This window comes from Thiomicrospira sp. ALE5 (assembly GCF_900112445.1).
GTDB lineage: Bacteria > Pseudomonadota > Gammaproteobacteria > Thiomicrospirales > Thiomicrospiraceae > Thiomicrospira.
Genome location: NZ_FOYY01000003.1, coordinates 760,281 through 777,352 on the forward strand (window position 1 = coordinate 760,281; position 17,072 = coordinate 777,352).

Sequence of the window (17,072 nt, forward strand, 5' to 3'; positions counted from 1 at the left end):
TAACATACTGGAATTTGTTTGATAATGCAATGCCACTTCGTGACCACAGCGCCCTAAAAGTTTTTGGGCGTTAATTAATCAAACTTACGCTAAAATTATAGCCTGATCAAATTAGGTGACTAGATGACGAACCCAACCTCCTTATTCAAAACAAAATCTATTTATGCGTCCGGTATGGGAAATCCGATTTCTTTGCGTTTGTCGGCGGGGCAAATCGGCATGATTTCCGGCGAATCGGGGAGCGGTAAATCGCAGTTTTTAAAAGCCTTGGCGGATTTGATTGAGCATCAAGGTGAAACCTTCGTATTGGACAACCAGGCCTGGTTGGACCAACGAAAGATATTACCCGCGCACTGGCGAAAAAAGGTGATGTATTTTTCTGCAGAAACCGCTTGGTGGTTAGATAAGATCAGCGCGCATTTTAACGAACCCCTTTCGGATGAAACACTATCCGCCATTGGCCTAGAGCGCAGATTATTTGAACAAAATCCTGATCAACTTTCATCCGGTGAAAAACAACGCTTTGCGCTGTTACGCGGCTTGGCTTATCAGCCCACAGTCTTATTGCTGGATGAGATCACCGCCAACCTTGACCCGAAAACCGAACAACAGGTTGAACAGCTCATCCAAGACTATGTGCAGCAACATCAGGCCTGTGCGCTGTGGATTAGCCATGATCCGCAACAACAAACGCGCCTCGCTTCATCGGCATTACATTGGCAGTTTAGCGCTACAGCGGAGGGCGACGCATGATCCTTATCAGCTATTGGGATTTAGTCGCCCTATCTTCGTTGGTGATATTGCTCGGTGTGGTGCTCTGGTTAAACGGCTTTAAACGCGTGCCTTCGCTCTATTGGAGTACGACACGGATGGCCGCACAGCTCCTATTCATGGGCGTTTGGCTGACCTATGTGTTTACCTCTGAAAACTTTTGGTTGGTGCTACTGGTGAGTGTGATTATGCTGGGGGCAGCCGGTTATGAAATCACGCGCCGACAACAATACCGCTTTACTAAGTGGCACGCAGTACTGATTGGCTTTATGTCCATTTCGCTTACTTCCTTGGTGTTGCTGGTGGGCGTACTCACCCTGACCATTCAACCCGACCCTTGGTATCAACCGCAATACGCTATTCCATTACTGGGCATGCTGTTGGGTAATAGCATGACCGCAATTGGGCTGGGGCTGGATACCATGACCCGCAATGCCGTGCAAATGCGCGCACGGATTGAAGCCCAACTCGCCCTCGGCAAAACCGCCAAACAATCGCTGGACTTTATCAAACAACAAAGCCTGCATTCTGCGATGATTCCGGTGATCAATATGCTGGTCGCCGCCGGGATTATTTCGCTTCCCGGCATGATGACCGGCCAAATTCTAGCCGGTATCGCGCCGATTGAAGCGGTAAAATATCAAATCTTGATTATGCTGCTGATTGTCGCCTCCACCGGGTTTGGCACCCTGATCGCCCTGCACCTGGCCGGAAAACAATTGTTCGACCACCGCCAACGCCTAAGATTGGAGGGATTAATCAAAGCGAAATAGCGAAGTTTTCAGCGCTATATTTAGCACAAAATTAAATGATTTCATTGCCAGATCGTCGCCCCCATGCGACAATCTAGCAATGAATTATAAAATTGAAACCTCAACAGAGTTTGATAACTGGCTAAGTCGTTTAAAAGACAGAAAGGTTAAAGCGCGTTTGGCTTCTCGTTTTGCTCGTATCGAAAACGGTAATTTTGGCGATTGGTCGGTTACCACTGAAGAGGGTGTGTTTGAATTGCGATTTTTCTTTGGGTCAGGCTTTCGAGTTTATTATGCTTTAAGGGGTGAAACGATTGTGTTGCTACATAATGGTGGTGACAAATCGACGCAAAGCAAAGATATTGCAAAGGCTAAACAAATTTTAGACGCGTTACAGGAGCAAATCTAATGGGTAAGATGACCAAGCCGCTGGATATTGCCGAATGGCTAGAAACCGATGAGGATATTAAAGAGTTTTTGGCAGAAACAGCACGAGAAGGCACACATCAAGATTTTATTCATGCCTTGAATATTGCAGCACGTGCTAAGGGAATGAGCGAAATTGCAAAACAGGCTGGGGTAAACCGCCAAAGCCTTTATAAGTCTTTAGCGGATGGCGGTTCACCTAAGTTTGAGACCATAAGCAAGGTGGTAGAAGCTTTAGGCTGCAAATTGACGGTTGCTTAGATAACGAATTAATTAAGCGTCTTACAGGACAGGCATAAGCTCCTACCAACCCTTAGTTGTTCAAGAACTCACGCACAGCGGTCGCTGAGTCTTCGTTGTAAAAATCTAGGAAGAAATGATCGGCACCGTCAATGGTCACCGTTTGCACCCTGGCCAAATCGCCCAATGCTTCAATCGCGCCGGGTAAATCAGCGACCACATCATCGTCTGAGCCAATAATCACCAAGGTCGGCTTTTTAGCCGATTTTAGTAAGGTTGGGGTATCAAATTGCGGCTTAATGTCAGAATAATCGACAAACGCCGCCGCGGTCACCTGCGCATCTTGGCAGTAAATAAAATCAATACCTTGCATGAGTTCATCACCTTTACCGGCACGAATCTGCTTTTGCGCTTGGCTTAAAATCGGCCCGATAGGTTTGCCAAAACTTGCTTCGTAGCTTTCATGCGATTGTTGGGCTCCCGTGGCCGGTGCCCATAACACCACATTCGCAATCGAATCACGATCACGCTCGGTCGCAAACCAAGCAATCTGGTTGCCGCCGCGCGAATGCCCCATCAAGGTAACCTGCTGCGCACCCTGCTGCTCCAACCAATCCAGCCACACGCCCACTTCATCTAGCGCATCGGTATGTTTGTGGGTATGCGGTACCGCGCAATCGTACTCGCCATCACGGTCATTCAAACCCAAAGATAAATTAATTGATAGCGAGCTAATACCTTGTTCAGCCAAATTTTGCTGCAGCGCCATATAGGTCGAGCGCCCTTTATGCGTCAAAGTGCCATGCAGCAACAACACAAATTCATCGCTGTAGCTTTTGCCATCAGCCATTTCTAAATTGGCATTCAGGGTTTTACCCTGCCAGGTTTGTTTGATTTCTTCAGCATTGACCAGGCCTGCAAATGCCAAACTGCTCGCTAATAAGCCAGACATAAGGGTTTGTTTTACACCCTGTTTCATCCGATTTTTCATAGTCTCCTCCTACAGAGATGGGTTAAGCTTTATTTTGTTTTAATAGTTAAACTGATTTAAACCGTTTTACGCGGCTGCAAGGCTAAGTATACCCATAATCCGGATAAAAACATCATGCCGCCGACAAAGTAAAAGGGCCAAACGACTGAGCTGGTATAGAAGGCCAGCAAGCCCATGAACAAAGCGCCTACCGCATAACCAAAGTCACGCCAAAAACGATAGACGCCCAACAGTCCAGCGCGTTGTTTAGGCTGGCTGTAATCCGCCACCGCGGCACCGAGCGTTGGGTAAAGCATCGCCATACCGAAGCCCATAAAGGCGGCTAACACTGACCAGGCAGCGACCGAATCCACCCACACAAAGGTTAGGCTGGTCAGCGCACACAGCCAAAAACCACCGACAATCAAGGCACGACGACCAAACTTATCGGATGCCGGCCCGGTAATCAGTTGCGACGCGCCCCACACCACGCCATAAACGGCAATAATGCCACTGGCTTGCACCAGTGTTTGGGTTTGCGACATTAAATAAATCGGCATAAAAATCCACACCAGGGCATCAATAAACTTTTCTACCAGGCCTGCTTGATTCAGCGCAACCAATTGTTTGTGCTGAAAGGTGCCGACTTTAAACGCCTGTGCCAGCGTTTGCTGTTCGCCATCATCACCATGTTGTTGATTGTGGTGCTGTTGATGCAAATTTGACCAAGGTCGGGTATCCAATACTTTCCATAAAGCTAACAACAAGCCCACTAAAATCACCACTAAACCAAACCCGAGCAAGGCGTCGCGGGCACCATAAACTTCCGCTAAATACGCGGTGAACCAACCGGCAACCCCAACTGCGGCATAACCGGAAAACTCATTCAGACCATTGATTAAACCTTTTTGATTGGTTTTAGCGAGATCAAGCTTGCTATTAAGCGCCATTGACCAACACAAGCCTTGGTTTAAGCCGAGAAACACCATTGCCCACACAATCCACCACCAGCTTTGCGCGTAAAAAGTCAAAAAGGGCACCGGTAAGGCCAACAACCAGCCCATCACTAATAATCGGCGACGACCATAGTGTTCACTTAAATGCCCGGCCACCAAATTCATGCTGGCCTTTACCAAGCCAAACACCAATACAAACATCACCAGGCTCATAAAGGCTTGCGCCGCCAAACCAAACTCGGTTTCTGCCAGGCCTGGTACCACTGTGCGCGTCATCCCCAGTGCCAAACCGACCAAAAAGACTTGAATCAGTTGCTGACTGATTTGTGATAGATTGGCTTTTATACCGTGTTCAATCTGCGTGTGCATCAATCCGCCTTTAATATTCAACTAATTGGTTGAATATTAGCCGACAAGATCGTATAGTGTCAATTCTAAATGTAAAATTAACGCGAGGTTGCGCCATGTTTCTATTCCAACACACCCCTGACTCTGAACCCGGTTCCTTGTCTTATATGCTTGGCTGCGTTGGCCAGGGTTTGGCAATTGCGGTGGATGTTCACCAAGACGAAGTTGATCTTTATTTAGAAAAAGCCGCACAAAAAGGCGTCAAAATCGCCTATGTGATCGATACCCATGTCCATGCCGATCATTTTACCGGCGGCCTTGAACTCGCCAAGCGTGCTGGCGGTGAATACTGTTTGTTTAAGGATTCACCGGCGCAGTGTGATTTTACCCCCTTGGCGGATGGTCAAATCATCGAAGCCGGCAATGTTCACGCCCAGGTTTTGCATACACCGGGGCATACTGAAGACAGCATTTCGCTATTAGTCACTGACCAATCGCGCTGTGACGAACCTTGGTTTTTAGTCAGCGGCCATACCTTATTTGTTGGCAGTGTCGGACGCCCTGATTTACATGGCAAAGAAGAAATCTTAGCGGACGCATTATTTGACTCTTTACACCAAAAAATTCTACCTTTAGCCGATTACCTAGAAATCCTACCCGGCGCGCAAGCGGGCAGTGTTTGCGGTGCAGGCATTAGCGGTAAACCGGTTTCCACCATCGGTTTTGAAAAACGCCATAACCCCACCCTAGGCCTCAGTCGTGATGCGTTTGTAACTCATGTCAAAAGCACCATTCTTCCCCAGCCAGAAGGTATGGACAAAATCATCGCATTTAATGCCAACCCTGATTAGTAAGTTAAAAGCTGAGTTATAATAAGCACTATGACAACACACACTCTTAAATACAATTTGTTTGATCAGTTGGCGCAGGTAAGTAAGGCGCTGGGGCATGCCAATCGGTTGATGATTTTGGATGTGCTGGTGCAAACTGAGTGCGACGTGGATACCTTGCACCAAAAACTCGGCTTGAGTATTGCCAATGTCTCCAAACACCTGCAAACCCTAAAACAAGCAGGCCTGGTGATCAGCCAACGCCAGGGTCAACGTATTGTCTATGCGCTGAGTGATCCGAGTGTATTTCGTTTGATTGTCAGTTTACGTGAAGTGACCGAATCGCAACTGGATTCGATGCAAACCCTGTTATTAACTCATTTGCAACCCAACACGCCATTTGAACCGATTTCGCTTAAAGCCTTAAAAGACATCAAACAACCCTATACGCTGCTGGATGTGCGCCCGGAAGATGAATATGCCGCCGGTCACATTCCCCAGGCGATTAATATCCCGATTGAACAACTGGCACAAAAGCTGCCGGAACTCGACACCGATCGCACCTTAATTGTCTATTGTCGCGGCCCCTATTGCATGTGGTCGCAACAGGCGCTCGACCAATTGCAACAGCACGGCATTCAGGCCAAACGCCTGGCCGAGGGCTATCCGGAATGGCAAGCTTACCGCCATGCTCTCTGACAGCCTAATCCACTCGCTGAATAACAGCTTAAATCAAACGCTCGAATTCCAAAACATCACTCCGGTCGCCGGCGGCGATATTCACCAGGCCTGGTTACTCGAAACAAGCCAAGCAAAATTGTTTTTAAAACTGAATCGCGCACAATCCGCCCCGGTGTTTGCCGCAGAAGCCTGGGCATTACAGCAAATTCAGCAAAGCCAAACCATCCGTTGTCCTCAGGTCATCGCACTGGGCCAAACCGACCAGCAGGCCTGGTTATTGATGGAATATATGGAGTTGTCTGGGCGGGGCGATGATTTTAAACGAGGTCAAGCCTTAGCGGCGATGCATCAAACGCAGCATCGCCAATTTGGTTGGGAACAGGATAACTTTATTGGTCACACCCCACAGCACAATGCTTGGACGCAAGATTGGTTGGATTTTTATCGCCAGCAACGCCTTGAACCGCAACTAGCCCTTGCCAAACAACAGGGTGCCAGCCAGCGGCTAATCGAAAAAGGACAACAACTGGCCGAAAACCTAGCGGTGTTTTTTGAACACTACCAGCCGGTACCCTCCTTATTACATGGCGATTTATGGGCAGGGAATAGCGCCTTTTCAGCCCAAGGCGAGCCGGTTATTTACGACCCCGCCAGCTATTATGGCGACCGCGAAACCGATATGGCCATGACTGAATTATTTGGCGGCTTTAGCCGGGCTTTTTATCAAGGCTACAACCAGGCCTGGCCATTAGATGCCGGCTATCAACAACGCAAACCGCTTTATAACCTCTACCATATTCTCAATCACTTCAACCTATTCGGCGGCCACTATCAACGCCAAGCCGAACAGCTGATTGATCGATTGCTTTCACAGGTTTAATTGCAAGGTTAAACTTTTAGTCTGCTGGGCGAAGACGCGCAATCAAACCACTATCGGTACTGAAATAAACCAGGCCTGCTTGGTCAACCGCCAAAGAACGTATGCGTTCATTTAAATCGGTTAACAATCGCTCTTCACTCATCGCTTCACCCTGCTCATTCAGCGTCACCCGATTTAAATGGCGCAAAGCCAAGGCGCCAGAAAATAACGAACCTTGCCACTGCCCAAATGCCTCTCCGCGATAAACCAGTAAACTACCCGGTGCAATCGACGGCGTAAACACCTTCACCGCATCAACCATACCGGGTTTACTCGTCAAGCCAATCGCGCGATCTCCCCAATATTCTTTGCCTTGCGACACTACAGGCCAGCCATAGTTTTCACCCGGCTGAATTAAATTAATCTCATCTCCCCCGCGCGGACCATGTTCGTTTGACCACAACCGACCGGTTGCCGAATCAAACGCCATCCCTTGCGGATTACGATGACCAAAACTCCAAATCTCATCCAACACCGCGGGGTTACCGACAAACGGATTATCCTTCGGCACGCGACCATCTAAATGCAAGCGCATAATCGTGCCAATATGATTAGCTGTGTTTTGACTTTGCTGACGTTCACCCCGATCACCGACGCCAAAAAACACATAGCCTTGATCATCAAACGCAATCCGACTGCCAAAATGCTGACCGCTGCCGGTTGAAGATTCGGTAATCAACAAATCTTGCCAATTTTGCAATTGATTCGAGCGCGCTAAATCCGGCAATTGCGCCCGTGCTAACGTGGTTCGCGCACCAAATTCATCGGGATAACTATAAGTAAAGTACAACCAGGCCTGGTTATGACCGTCATTGCGTAGAAATTTGACATCCAATAACCCGCCCTGCCCGGTGGCCGCGACAGCAGGCAGGCCTGCTAACCAGGTCACTTGACCGGTTTGTATATCTAACACCCCCGCCTCACCAGAACGCTGCGTAAACACCAGTTGATGCTCACTGACAAAATCCATTCCCCACACCACACCCAAGCCAGACGCTAAGCGTTCTAGGGTAAAGTTGCTTTGCGCATGGGCATAAGATAACGACATCATTAGCGCCAATAAACCAAACGTTAGTTTTCTAGTCCATGACATCCTATAACTCCTCTCAGGCCAGCTGACCGACAACATAACCCAACGCTGTCATAAAAGCGGGCTCCTGAAACTTCTTCAACCCGGTTTCAGCAAACGACATTGGCATACCATATTGCTTAATCGCGGCTTTCTGTTCAGTGGCGGTTAAAAGGCCCACTTTAATATCGGGAATTACTTGCAATACGCCCTCAAGAATAAAACCGTTCGCGCCACCGGCAAATTTACCTTTTTTCATCCGCGCACGAATCACCACCTGATCGACCTTATAATCCTCAACCAACTTCGCAAAGGTTTTTTGAAAGTAAACCAAGGCCTCACGGCTATCAGGGTTTGTGCAAGAAACCCGCGTGGTGCGACACGCCGGCAGGTGAAACACGCCTTGTTCAAACTTTAGCAAGCTAACAATCGCATCGTTACCACTTAAGTCAACCCCACAAACTAACATCACGCCTCCTAGCTAAACAGTCTACTTACATTTAATCGAACAGCCCATCGAAGGAATCTGCTCTAACGGCCCAACACCGGTTAAGGCATATCGCTGTCTCATTTTAGGGGAAGTGGACAGACACCTATGCCCAATAACAATAAAGCGACCCAGCCCCAGCCAGTTGGGGAAATCATGATTAAGAAAAAACAACCAAATAACGCAATGGCAAAGGCACTGAATTTGTTTTGCGCTTTGGCTCGCTCAGAAACTCGGGCAATCATAACCGTAATGCCCAAAAGTACTAGGCCAGCCAACATATGTAAAACAGGATAAGTTTGCCAAAACACACTGTCAGTTTTTAAGCCTAAAAAAACCCGCATAGCTTTGCACCAAAAGCAAATACCAAACCGCCACCGAAGGCAACAAGCCCAAAGTGGTTTTAGCCGTGCTTAATACCTGTTTTTTAGACCAAAACACACCCTCCCGCTCAGCAGCAGTTTGTATTTGCCCTAAAAGAGAGTCAAGCAAGTTTGCGTTAGGCATTTTTGGGAAGGCTCTTAAAACTTAAATAATGGAGCTTATTGACCTGATAGCTTTTTAATAATTCTATCTAACCTCTGACCTTCTTCATTTATCCTCTGAGCTTCTTCATTTATCCACTGACCTTCTTCTTTAGCAGCCTGATACAAGCCAACTTCATACAGGTTTTTATAACGCGCTTTATCCAAATACAGCAGTGAGGTCAGCATACCCGGGCTGCAAGCCTTTAAATCTTCCCAACTGGGTTTCGTTATAGCATCCCTTCCAAATAAACGAATCTCACCAGCGTAGTTTTCAATCGCTTCTTCTCTTGTCCAAGTATGGTTAGGATCTTTTGAAAACGCTCTGCCACGTGTTTGCAAGCATTCAATCACCTTGGATTCATTGAATAACCCAATTTCTTTCAACACTGGGTTGCCTCGTGTTAAACGGTCGTAGGTGTGGCCAAACTCTTTTTCATACTGAGACTGATAATTCACTCGCTTGGCTTGCCAGCGCTTACCGTTGCGCTCAAAGCGCCAGTTATAGCCCAAGTTGGCATCAAATTGCTTCACTGCCCCCAAATCACCTTTAAAAGGCATAAATTCAAAGCCACCCGCCGCAGTCGGCCAGACATAAAGCGTGAGATTATCCTGCTCAGCCAGCACAACCTTGCTCGCGCCCAGCGGAATCTCACTCAAACGAATATCAACCTGCTGCACCGCAGCCTGTTGCGATTCAATTAGCGGCAAGGAAACCTCTTCATCGGTTGATTTTGACTCCGCCTGCGCAGTCACCAAAAACAGTCCCAGTAATAACCCAGCGGTCAACTGTTGAAATTGATAATAAAATTTATACATTCCTTTTATCCTTACAAGATTATTTTTTGATAAGTTGATATGGGGACGTTACTATTTTCTTTCTATCCCAAGGCTCCCAAAACCCTGCTATTTGCTCATTGATTAGCCTTGGAAGTTTTGTGTGGTTGGTTTATAAACCAATAAAGTAAATGCTTAATGTTACTTTTTTAATAGGCATTTCGCTCGTTGGGCGATCGCTAAAAAATCCCCTCTTTCAACCATTGATACAATGCGGCCTGATGAGTAACGCTCCGCATAATGCATACTTCCTACATAAGTGCAAAGATCTTCTAAACAGGCCTGCTCAATTAAGTTTGGATTCGCTGCAATTTGTTTTGGATCAAATTGGGTCGTTTTAAGTTCATATTCAGGGGGAGCATCGCCAAAAATAGCAGCAGAGCAATTCCTCGCAAAATCTTCAATAAACTGGAACTACCTAACGAGGGTAACGTATCCAAAACCACTGTTATCCTCATCAACCACATCATTAGATTAAACATCTGCAAGCCAATGAGGTGAAGCCCGTTGTTTACAGCTATCAATACTAAGAAAACTCTTTCATTTGAGCTCTTAGGGCTTCCTTTTGTTTTTCTAAATAAGCAATATGCTCGGTTTTAATATGCTCTATAAGTAGCTCCGTTTCTGCGTTAAATTCTTTGCTCATTAACCTCAAGGGTTCCAATGCTTCTTCAACATAATTCCGTGATGATAGTTCACTGACCATGTTGCTGTAATTTGAACTAACATAGTTTAAGTCTCCAACCAGTAAGTTAAGGTCATCGATTGTTGTAATGGTCCAACCAAATTGATTAGCTAAACTTTGCGCGCTCATATATGTATCTCCTTTAAATTAAACTTTTTAAATTAAACTTTTTAAATTAAACTTTTTAAACTACGCACACTGATTATTCGCCTGCTTGATTCATTAAGTGACGAATACGATTTTGATGTTCACTAATGATGGCATCATGCCTTTCGATTAGACGGCTTAAAGCCACAATTAATTGTTCAAAATATGAATATTTTTTTCTTAACGGCTCAATCATATCACTCATATAACCCCCGGCTTCTGCAGCATTAATTTGCGCAAGATACTTTTCAGAGATAGCCTTTAACTGCCTACGGAGCGATTGTAAGTTGTCTCTACCATTTTCCATCAAACGTAATTGATTTTGATAACTATCATGCCCTATGCTCATTGTCGCTTCTCCATTTTGGTTGGTTGTTTCTTTTTCTCTAAAAACCTCATTTTCTACCCTTTGTTGATCTAGATACCCTTTTTTGTAATTTTGATTGTAAGAGTCAATCGCGTTAGGAAACTTCCAAAAATAATTGGCTGGATGCAAGCTTTTAAAAACGCCCCAGCCTTGCCGAGGTTTATTTAGCTTCCTATCATTAAAACCTTGGTCATAGCCTTCTTCGGCATAATCACCAGTATAAATCTTGAAGATTTTATATTTAAACCCTGATTTATTCATAATGCTTTACATGCCCTGTCATCACCGGCTGTACAAGATTTTCGCATCCAATTACCTGCTTCCGCATAATTTTGCTCAACCCCCCAGCCATTTTTGTACATTATTCCGAGCTCATACTGAGCATATGCATACCCCTGCTCTGCAGCCTTACGGAACCACTTAACGGCTTCTTGATAATCTTTAGGAACGCCTTCGCCTTTTATATATCTCCAAGCTAAAGTATGTTGAGCCGAAGCATACCCCTGCTCTGCAGCCTTACGGAACCACTTAACGGCTTCTTGATAATCTTTAGGAACGCCTTCGCCTTTTATATATCTCCAACCTAAATTGTTTTGTGCAATTTCATAACCTTGTTCAGCTGCTTTTCTGTACCACTTAACGGCTTCTTGATAATTTTTAGGAACGCCTTCGCCTTTTCTATACAGAACACCTAAATCGTTTTGTGCTTCTGCATGTCCTTGCTCAGCAGCTTTTCTGAACCAACCCGCTGCTTTTTGATAGTCTTTACTGCGTTTGTTTCGTCCGAAATAGTAAATTTTGGCAACTTCATATTGCGCCCTTTTATGACCTAACTCAGCAGCTTTTAAGTACATCTCAAATTGTTGATAGCTATCTCGCTTGGCTAGGATAGCTCGTCCAAAGTAAAAATTTGGATCTTGCTTTTGCTTTTCTTTTTCAATGACTTGTTTTGCTATCTCTTGAAACTTCTGCTTTTCTTTTCTTTCATTTGCATCCATGATTGAGGATATTATGCTTCCCATAACAATTAGAGCAGCAATCAACCCAACTCCAATAAAAAAGTCTTTTCGATCTTTCTCTGTTTTACGTTCGCGCTCAACTTTTTGATAAAGCTCCGCAAGTTTGTCGGTGGCTTGTGAAGCAAACTTGCCATTTGGGTGTTTTTCCAAGTAGTCTAAATACGCTTCTTCAGTGTTTTCGGTGGTTGCCCTTTTCCATTCTCTTTCATCTTTGGCATCCATTTCATTCGCTTTAAATTTTGCTTCGGCTTTCTGCAAAGCTTTAATTTTTTGTTCTGCAATATCTCGATAATGGCTTTTAGGATATTGTTTTAAAAATTTTTTGAATGCTGCTAAGGTGGCTTGATTCAGAGCCTCATTCCAAGCTTGCTTTTCCTCTTCTTTGAGTTCTTTTTCTATCTGCTCTTGTGCTTCTTTTCTAAGGGCAGCTAGATTTTGCTGCGCCTCTTTTAGGTAAGTCCCTTTTGGATACTTTGATAGGTAGTGCTGATAGGCTTCTATGCTGTTTTGATCAATAACTTGAATCCAATATTCATCTTCTTGTTTTTTGTATTGTATGGCTTCAAGATTTTCTTCAGCTTGCTTAATTAAATTGTCTGCGTTACTAAGTTCTCGATTGATGCTGTTTAGAAACGCCTTAAAAATTTCTTCTGTACCGATACTGCATGCTTTATTAAAAGCCTCAATCAGCTCGATTTCTTCGATAGATGTTTTGGCTTCTTCACTAAATCGGCTTTGTGGATAACGCTCTAAGAAATCATTAAACGCTTTAATGCTATATTCGTTTTTACTGACTTGCCAACTATTTTCTTCTTCAGTTAACGCTTGTTCTATTTTCTCTATGGTTTGTTCGGCATCGGTTTTAAACAAACCATCTGGGTAGAGTGAAAGGTATTCTTTAAACCGCCCTAACTCATCATTATCGCTTAAGTTTTGCCAATACTCGATTTCTTCAATGCAACTTGTTGCTTGCTGTTTGAATTTAATCGCCATGGGATTTGCCATGTAGTTGTTAAAAGCGTCTACAGTTTTTGAACTTAGGGCTTGCTCCCATAAATGCTGATCGGCTTCAAGGGCTTGTAAGGCTTGATTAGCTTGTTCTTGGTGGACACCGGATGTATGTTCTGAAAGATAGTCTTGATAAGATTGTAACGTGTCCACTTTTTTGGCGTGCTGCCAATCCGCTTTTTCTTTTTTAATGTCTTGTATCGCTTGATTAGCTTGTTGAGTGTATTTGCCATTCGGGTAAGCCTTTAGGTAGGCTTGATAAGACGATTCAAGATTTTTCTTTTGGGCTTTATTCCAAGCATCTAAATCTTCTTTTAACGCTTGAATACGGTTATTGGCTTCCTCTTCAAATAAACCATTGGGGTATTGGCGAAGATATTCTTCGACTTTGTTAATGGTTTCTTGTTCAATGGTATCATCCCAAAACTCTATTTGGCGTATTTCTTCATTGGCTTGCTCAAGGTAATCACCATCTGGAAAGTCTTCTATATACTTTTTCCTGGATGGAATGGATCTATTATGGGAGGCTTTATTCCAAGCAGCCGTGTCATGGGATTTAAAAATTGAGTCTAAATAGCCTGAAAAAGAGCCTTGATTGTTAATTTTCTGAAAGTTCTTTAGTTTAATCATCGTCTAATCCCTTTGCCTTATCTTCAGCATTTATTTGAACAGGATCTAATTTCTCCTTTTTAACAAAACCAGCTAAAAATTCTTTATCACCTTGTTGTGAAGTGTGAAGTGAATTATTTTTTGAAGGTAAAGGCTGATTGGATTTGACTGATGGCAATGGCTCGTTATCCTTATCGTCCTCAAACTCGGAGGTTGATTTTTCATATATGATAGGCGTGACTTTTTCATCATCTGAACGGCTTGCTTGTATCTGGTTTACGATTTTTTGTATATCTTTAGGTGGGTCAACTTTACAAAAGATATTGTGATCTTTTAACCCTGACTGATTATTGTATATAAGTTCAAACTTATTCAGGCGAAGTGGAGCCAGATTGCCCATTGTTAGAATTGCTTCTGCGTCATCCTGTTCAGACAATCGATAAGTCATTCGAAGAGGAAACTGTTTTTTTACTTCTCTTAAGTTCTGATTAATCGCGCCGGACAGTGTTTGAGTTGCCAGGATAATATGCACGCCAAACGCACGGCCTTTTTTTGCCACCTTTTCTAAAAGTGCTTTGAACTTGTCTTGAGTTTTAAATGTTCCAGAAAATAGGGAGTGGACTTCATCGATGATTAAGATAACCCGAGGTATCGGCGTATCAGCTACTTTGTTATATTCCGCGATCTTATTGACCTGATCATATTTCGAAAACAGGCGGCTACGTTGTTCCATTAAATCGACAAAGCTCTCCAGCATTTCTGTGGCGGCATTTAAGTTAGCGTTGTCTAAAAAGATTTTTTCGCAGTTTGGGTGGTTTTTAAAGACTTTAAATTCAACCCCTTCTTTATAATCCATTAAATAAAGGCGCATCTCTTGAGCGGTATATTCCTCTGCAATGCTAATTATAAGATTATTAAGCAGGGTGCTTTTCCCTGTCCCGACCATGCCTGTAATCAATGCATTGTAGCTTGACGACTTATCCCCCAAACTGAAATTAATAGTGGTTCTCCCATCAGGTGACTTTCCTATGGGTATATTTATAAAGTCTTGAAAATAATTATTTTCATTACTTTTAACTTTATCTCGAAATTGGACCGATAATGTTTCGCGCTCGTCTAGCAAAGGCAGGACTGATAAGTCAAAGCGCTTGATTAGCTGGCTTAAATCCTCTAACAGGGTATGATTTTGGTAATCGATATGATCGTCATAAATGGTAATTTGAATAAGTTCTTCTTGCAGAACCTTGTGCGTGCTATTTGATGGATCGATAATATCCTCATTACCAAAAGCGATAATGTAAATACCTGCATCTTTGGCTTCTTTAATAAAATCAATGAATCTTTTTTTGTTAACGTAATTGTCAGGAAAAAATTCAATATTAATCAGTACTAACTGATATGGAAATGGATGCTCTGTTGCCTTATTAAATTCATTTAATGTTGGAAGAGTTGGCGATAAAATTTTGTGATGTCTTTCTAATGCCATGTCTTCCAATTGTTGGAAGGCTTGGTCTGCTTGTTTGCTATTAAGTGCTATTTTATACACTCCATCACTTTGTAAGTCGGCTAAATAGGGGAACCTTTTTCGGTAACTAAAATCAAATACGTCAATTTTCAGCTGTTCCGGTTGAAGAGTATTCAATAAATGCAAAGCACAACTTTCAATTAAATTATTCGCCTCGTTTTCATTGCTTTCATCCGTTTTGATAAATAAGCCGCCACTCTGGGCAGGCACAATAAACATTGACTCAAAAATCTTATTCTTTAGTTGACCAACTGGAAAGCCTATCGGAAATGTTTTTTGTGTCATTGAAACCCTTTTGTTTTTCATTTTTTTATTTCGTTAAAAATTATAGCTTACCCATTAATGTGCAAAACTTGGTTCTTGAGGTTGGTTGTTTTTTCGTACCTCCCAATGTAAAACAGGGCCGGTAACAATGCCGGTTGCCCCGGTTTTGGCAATCACTTGTCCTGACTTAACCTTTTGGCCTACTTCAACTAAACTGTTTTGCAGGTGAAGGTAAAGGGTTTCGTAGCTGTTTTTGTGAGACATCACAATATATTGGCCAGCTGAATGGCTTTGCGAAACGATTTTAATTACACCATCAGCAGGTGCAAACACTTCTGATCCCACTGGCACGGCAAAATCAATGCCGTTGTGTGATGGTTTGCGCTCCTGATTATAAGGTGCGCTGATGTTTGAGCAGTCGGTTAAAGGGCAATTAAAATCCACTGCTTGTGCCGATAAGCTCAAAGCAGTTAATACTGTGATGGTAGAGATTTTTGCAAATGACAGTCGGTTTAGCATAACGATTCCCTCGTAAATAGATGGCCCAATCTTTGTTTCCACATCGATTAATTTAGGGGTACTCATATCCATAGCGTAAATTTCTTTTAAATATGGGTATATTTTGTTGCTGATATTGCGCGATTAACTGTTCAGCCTTTTGATATTTCCCTTGTCGAAATAACATTTTAAGCTCTTCTTCTAAAACTTTTGCATAGTGATCATGTTTTTTTCCAAGCAAAGATTCTGTTGTTTTGGCCGCTTGGCTATAGAGGGATTCTGCTTTGTCAAATTGCTCCAAACCTCGGTAAATATTGGCCAATTGCACTTGTCTTTCTGCAATGACTAATTGTTTACCGGGCGAATTTTGTTCTGTTTGGGCTTGATGGTGTTTAAGCGATTCTGTTGATAAAGGAAGTGCTAAATCAAACTTTGCCTGTTTAATTAATATTGCCGCTTGCAGATAAGCGATATCAGCTTGTAACATCGGATCGTTAATTTTTTTGCTTTGTAAATAAGCGTCCTTTAAATGTGCTTCACTACGCAGATCATCACCTTGTTTAAATGCCATCTGTGCTATTTTAAAATGCAATTTTGCGGTATTTAATCCTTTTGATAGTTTTTGCATTGAATCAAGACTGTGCTGCAGCGCTTGTTCCGCTTGTTTGTATTGGCCCAACATTTGATAAACACTGGCGATTTGTTGATAGTGCAATAGTGCTTGGGCAGGATCATATAGTGTTTTTTGTTCTTCTTTAAGTAACTTTAATGCCATACTCAGCTGATTGGCATCAATCGAAGAATTGATTGCCAAGGTGAGAAGGCTTTCTTCATCATGCGTTGGAAGATCAAGTAAGTGATTCACGCGATGAGCACTCAAGTAATAATGGCTAGCTAAGTGAAATTCGCCTTCTTTACTTAATTCTTCTGCTTTGGATAAAAGTTGATCTACAATCTGATCCTTCCCGATGGACTTAATCAATGATGCATAGTAACTTAAGTCATTTGGCACACGCTCAAAACAGGTTGCAACACGTACTTGGTCGTCAAGGTTTAGTTGCTCGGTTACAAAGATTTTAAAAGAGCGATTGTGAGAATTGATTTTATTAAAGTACATCATGCTATGCGCACATTTATTTT

Annotated in this window: 19 protein-coding genes; 7 read left to right on the top strand and 12 right to left on the bottom strand. The window is 43.4% G+C overall.

Annotation, left to right across the window (positions count from 1 at the left end):
* Nucleotides 1–123 precede the first annotated feature (123 nt).
* The 4 genes from BM293_RS03720 (at nt 124) to BM293_RS03735 (ending at nt 2,210) form a co-directional block, all read left to right on the top strand.
* Nucleotides 124–753 carry an ABC transporter ATP-binding protein gene (locus BM293_RS03720; protein ID WP_234968884.1) on the top strand — a complete coding sequence of 210 codons (630 nt, stop codon included), beginning with the start codon at nt 124–126 and terminating at the stop codon, nt 751–753.
* Nucleotides 750–1,544, top strand: coding sequence for an ABC transporter permease (gene fetB, locus BM293_RS03725; RefSeq protein ID WP_093446911.1), 795 nt, complete (start codon nt 750–752; stop codon nt 1,542–1,544). Before BM293_RS03720 ends, fetB begins: the two co-directional genes overlap by 4 nt.
* Before the next feature lie 79 nt (nt 1,545–1,623).
* Nucleotides 1,624–1,932, top strand: a complete 309-nt coding sequence (locus BM293_RS03730; protein WP_093446913.1) for a type II toxin-antitoxin system RelE/ParE family toxin — start codon at nt 1,624–1,626, stop codon at nt 1,930–1,932.
* Entirely contained in the window at nt 1,932–2,210 is a 279-nt protein-coding gene (locus BM293_RS03735; RefSeq protein ID WP_093446914.1) for an addiction module antidote protein, read from the top strand. Before BM293_RS03730 ends, BM293_RS03735 begins: the two co-directional genes overlap by 1 nt.
* Nucleotides 2,211–2,262: 52 nt before the next feature.
* Here the strand turns inward: BM293_RS03735 and BM293_RS03740 are convergent, their stop codons facing one another.
* Both BM293_RS03740 and BM293_RS03745 read right to left on the bottom strand, forming a co-directional pair.
* Nucleotides 2,263–3,180, bottom strand: a complete 918-nt coding sequence (locus tag BM293_RS03740) for an alpha/beta hydrolase (RefSeq protein WP_093446916.1) — start codon at nt 3,178–3,180, stop codon at nt 2,263–2,265.
* Nucleotides 3,181–3,236: 56 nt separating this feature from the next.
* Nucleotides 3,237–4,484: an MFS transporter gene (locus BM293_RS03745; RefSeq protein WP_093446917.1), complete on the bottom strand. Its 1,248-nt coding sequence runs from the start codon at nt 4,482–4,484 to the stop codon at nt 3,237–3,239.
* Between the two features lie 95 nt (nt 4,485–4,579).
* On the opposite strand from BM293_RS03745, the gene BM293_RS03750 reads away from it, so the two are divergent.
* From BM293_RS03750 to BM293_RS03760, 3 genes are read left to right on the top strand one after another with little or no spacing between them, the layout of a single operon-like run.
* A complete protein-coding gene (locus tag BM293_RS03750; protein ID WP_093446919.1) occupies nt 4,580–5,314 on the top strand; it encodes an MBL fold metallo-hydrolase in 735 nt (244 codons plus the stop codon).
* 30 nt (nt 5,315–5,344) lie between these two features.
* Nucleotides 5,345–5,992, top strand: a complete 648-nt coding sequence (locus BM293_RS03755; RefSeq protein ID WP_093446920.1) for an ArsR/SmtB family transcription factor — start codon at nt 5,345–5,347, stop codon at nt 5,990–5,992.
* Nucleotides 5,982–6,854: a fructosamine kinase family protein gene (locus BM293_RS03760; RefSeq protein ID WP_093446922.1), complete on the top strand. Its 873-nt coding sequence runs from the start codon at nt 5,982–5,984 to the stop codon at nt 6,852–6,854. Before BM293_RS03755 ends, BM293_RS03760 begins: the two co-directional genes overlap by 11 nt.
* Before the next feature lie 16 nt (nt 6,855–6,870).
* Here BM293_RS03760 and BM293_RS03765 read toward each other — a convergent pair whose 3' ends face one another.
* From BM293_RS03765 to BM293_RS03820, 10 genes are all read right to left on the bottom strand, one after another.
* Entirely contained in the window at nt 6,871–7,986 is a 1,116-nt protein-coding gene (locus BM293_RS03765) for a PQQ-dependent sugar dehydrogenase (RefSeq protein ID WP_093446923.1), read from the bottom strand.
* A 13-nt stretch (nt 7,987–7,999) separates the two neighbouring features.
* Nucleotides 8,000–8,431 carry a DUF3010 family protein gene (locus BM293_RS03770; protein ID WP_093446924.1) on the bottom strand — a complete coding sequence of 144 codons (432 nt, stop codon included), beginning with the start codon at nt 8,429–8,431 and terminating at the stop codon, nt 8,000–8,002.
* Between the two features lie 98 nt (nt 8,432–8,529).
* Complete coding sequence (locus BM293_RS10225; RefSeq protein ID WP_093446926.1) at nt 8,530–8,793, bottom strand: hypothetical protein; 264 nt, start codon at nt 8,791–8,793, stop codon at nt 8,530–8,532.
* A 198-nt stretch (nt 8,794–8,991) separates the two neighbouring features.
* Entirely contained in the window at nt 8,992–9,792 is an 801-nt protein-coding gene (locus BM293_RS03785) for a hypothetical protein (protein ID WP_093446928.1), read from the bottom strand.
* A gap of 544 nt (nt 9,793–10,336) precedes the next feature.
* Nucleotides 10,337–10,624, bottom strand: coding sequence for a hypothetical protein (locus BM293_RS03795; RefSeq protein WP_093446931.1), 288 nt, complete (start codon nt 10,622–10,624; stop codon nt 10,337–10,339).
* Nucleotides 10,625–10,697: 73 nt separating this feature from the next.
* Nucleotides 10,698–11,270: a hypothetical protein gene (locus BM293_RS03800; protein WP_093446933.1), complete on the bottom strand. Its 573-nt coding sequence runs from the start codon at nt 11,268–11,270 to the stop codon at nt 10,698–10,700.
* Nucleotides 11,267–13,666 carry a tetratricopeptide repeat protein gene (locus BM293_RS03805; RefSeq protein ID WP_200770593.1) on the bottom strand — a complete coding sequence of 800 codons (2,400 nt, stop codon included), beginning with the start codon at nt 13,664–13,666 and terminating at the stop codon, nt 11,267–11,269. Before BM293_RS03805 ends, BM293_RS03800 begins: the two co-directional genes overlap by 4 nt.
* Nucleotides 13,659–15,455, bottom strand: a complete 1,797-nt coding sequence (locus tag BM293_RS03810) for an FtsK/SpoIIIE domain-containing protein (RefSeq protein WP_159428449.1) — start codon at nt 15,453–15,455, stop codon at nt 13,659–13,661. The genes BM293_RS03805 and BM293_RS03810 overlap by 8 nt, the downstream gene beginning before the upstream one ends.
* 54 nt (nt 15,456–15,509) lie before the next feature.
* The gene (locus BM293_RS03815; RefSeq protein WP_159428450.1) at nt 15,510–15,953 is read right to left on the bottom strand and encodes a M23 family metallopeptidase; all 444 of its coding nucleotides are present in this window, start codon (nt 15,951–15,953) and stop codon (nt 15,510–15,512) included.
* A 52-nt stretch (nt 15,954–16,005) separates the two neighbouring features.
* Entirely contained in the window at nt 16,006–16,944 is a 939-nt protein-coding gene (locus BM293_RS03820) for a tetratricopeptide repeat protein (protein WP_234968885.1), read from the bottom strand.
* Nucleotides 16,945–17,072 lie beyond the last annotated feature (128 nt).

What these genes read in the sequence shown, in the direction of transcription:
- BM293_RS03720 (WP_234968884.1), top strand. Translation starts at nt 124, where the DNA reads ATGACGAACCCAACCTCCTTATTCAAAACAAAATCTATTTATGCGTCC.
- fetB (WP_093446911.1), top strand. Translation starts at nt 750, where the DNA reads ATGATCCTTATCAGCTATTGGGATTTAGTCGCCCTATCTTCGTTGGTG.
- BM293_RS03730 (WP_093446913.1), top strand. Translation starts at nt 1,624, where the DNA reads ATGAATTATAAAATTGAAACCTCAACAGAGTTTGATAACTGGCTAAGT.
- BM293_RS03735 (WP_093446914.1), top strand. Translation starts at nt 1,932, where the DNA reads ATGGGTAAGATGACCAAGCCGCTGGATATTGCCGAATGGCTAGAAACC.
- BM293_RS03740 (WP_093446916.1), bottom strand. Translation starts at nt 3,180, where the DNA reads ATGAAAAATCGGATGAAACAGGGTGTAAAACAAACCCTTATGTCTGGC.
- BM293_RS03745 (WP_093446917.1), bottom strand. Translation starts at nt 4,484, where the DNA reads ATGCACACGCAGATTGAACACGGTATAAAAGCCAATCTATCACAAATC.
- BM293_RS03750 (WP_093446919.1), top strand. Translation starts at nt 4,580, where the DNA reads ATGTTTCTATTCCAACACACCCCTGACTCTGAACCCGGTTCCTTGTCT.
- BM293_RS03755 (WP_093446920.1), top strand. Translation starts at nt 5,345, where the DNA reads ATGACAACACACACTCTTAAATACAATTTGTTTGATCAGTTGGCGCAG.
- BM293_RS03760 (WP_093446922.1), top strand. Translation starts at nt 5,982, where the DNA reads ATGCTCTCTGACAGCCTAATCCACTCGCTGAATAACAGCTTAAATCAA.
- BM293_RS03765 (WP_093446923.1), bottom strand. Translation starts at nt 7,986, where the DNA reads ATGTCATGGACTAGAAAACTAACGTTTGGTTTATTGGCGCTAATGATG.
- BM293_RS03770 (WP_093446924.1), bottom strand. Translation starts at nt 8,431, where the DNA reads ATGTTAGTTTGTGGGGTTGACTTAAGTGGTAACGATGCGATTGTTAGC.
- BM293_RS10225 (WP_093446926.1), bottom strand. Translation starts at nt 8,793, where the DNA reads ATGCGGGTTTTTTTAGGCTTAAAAACTGACAGTGTGTTTTGGCAAACT.
- BM293_RS03785 (WP_093446928.1), bottom strand. Translation starts at nt 9,792, where the DNA reads ATGTATAAATTTTATTATCAATTTCAACAGTTGACCGCTGGGTTATTA.
- BM293_RS03795 (WP_093446931.1), bottom strand. Translation starts at nt 10,624, where the DNA reads ATGAGCGCGCAAAGTTTAGCTAATCAATTTGGTTGGACCATTACAACA.
- BM293_RS03800 (WP_093446933.1), bottom strand. Translation starts at nt 11,270, where the DNA reads ATGAATAAATCAGGGTTTAAATATAAAATCTTCAAGATTTATACTGGT.
- BM293_RS03805 (WP_200770593.1), bottom strand. Translation starts at nt 13,666, where the DNA reads ATGATTAAACTAAAGAACTTTCAGAAAATTAACAATCAAGGCTCTTTT.
- BM293_RS03810 (WP_159428449.1), bottom strand. Translation starts at nt 15,455, where the DNA reads ATGACACAAAAAACATTTCCGATAGGCTTTCCAGTTGGTCAACTAAAG.
- BM293_RS03815 (WP_159428450.1), bottom strand. Translation starts at nt 15,953, where the DNA reads ATGCTAAACCGACTGTCATTTGCAAAAATCTCTACCATCACAGTATTA.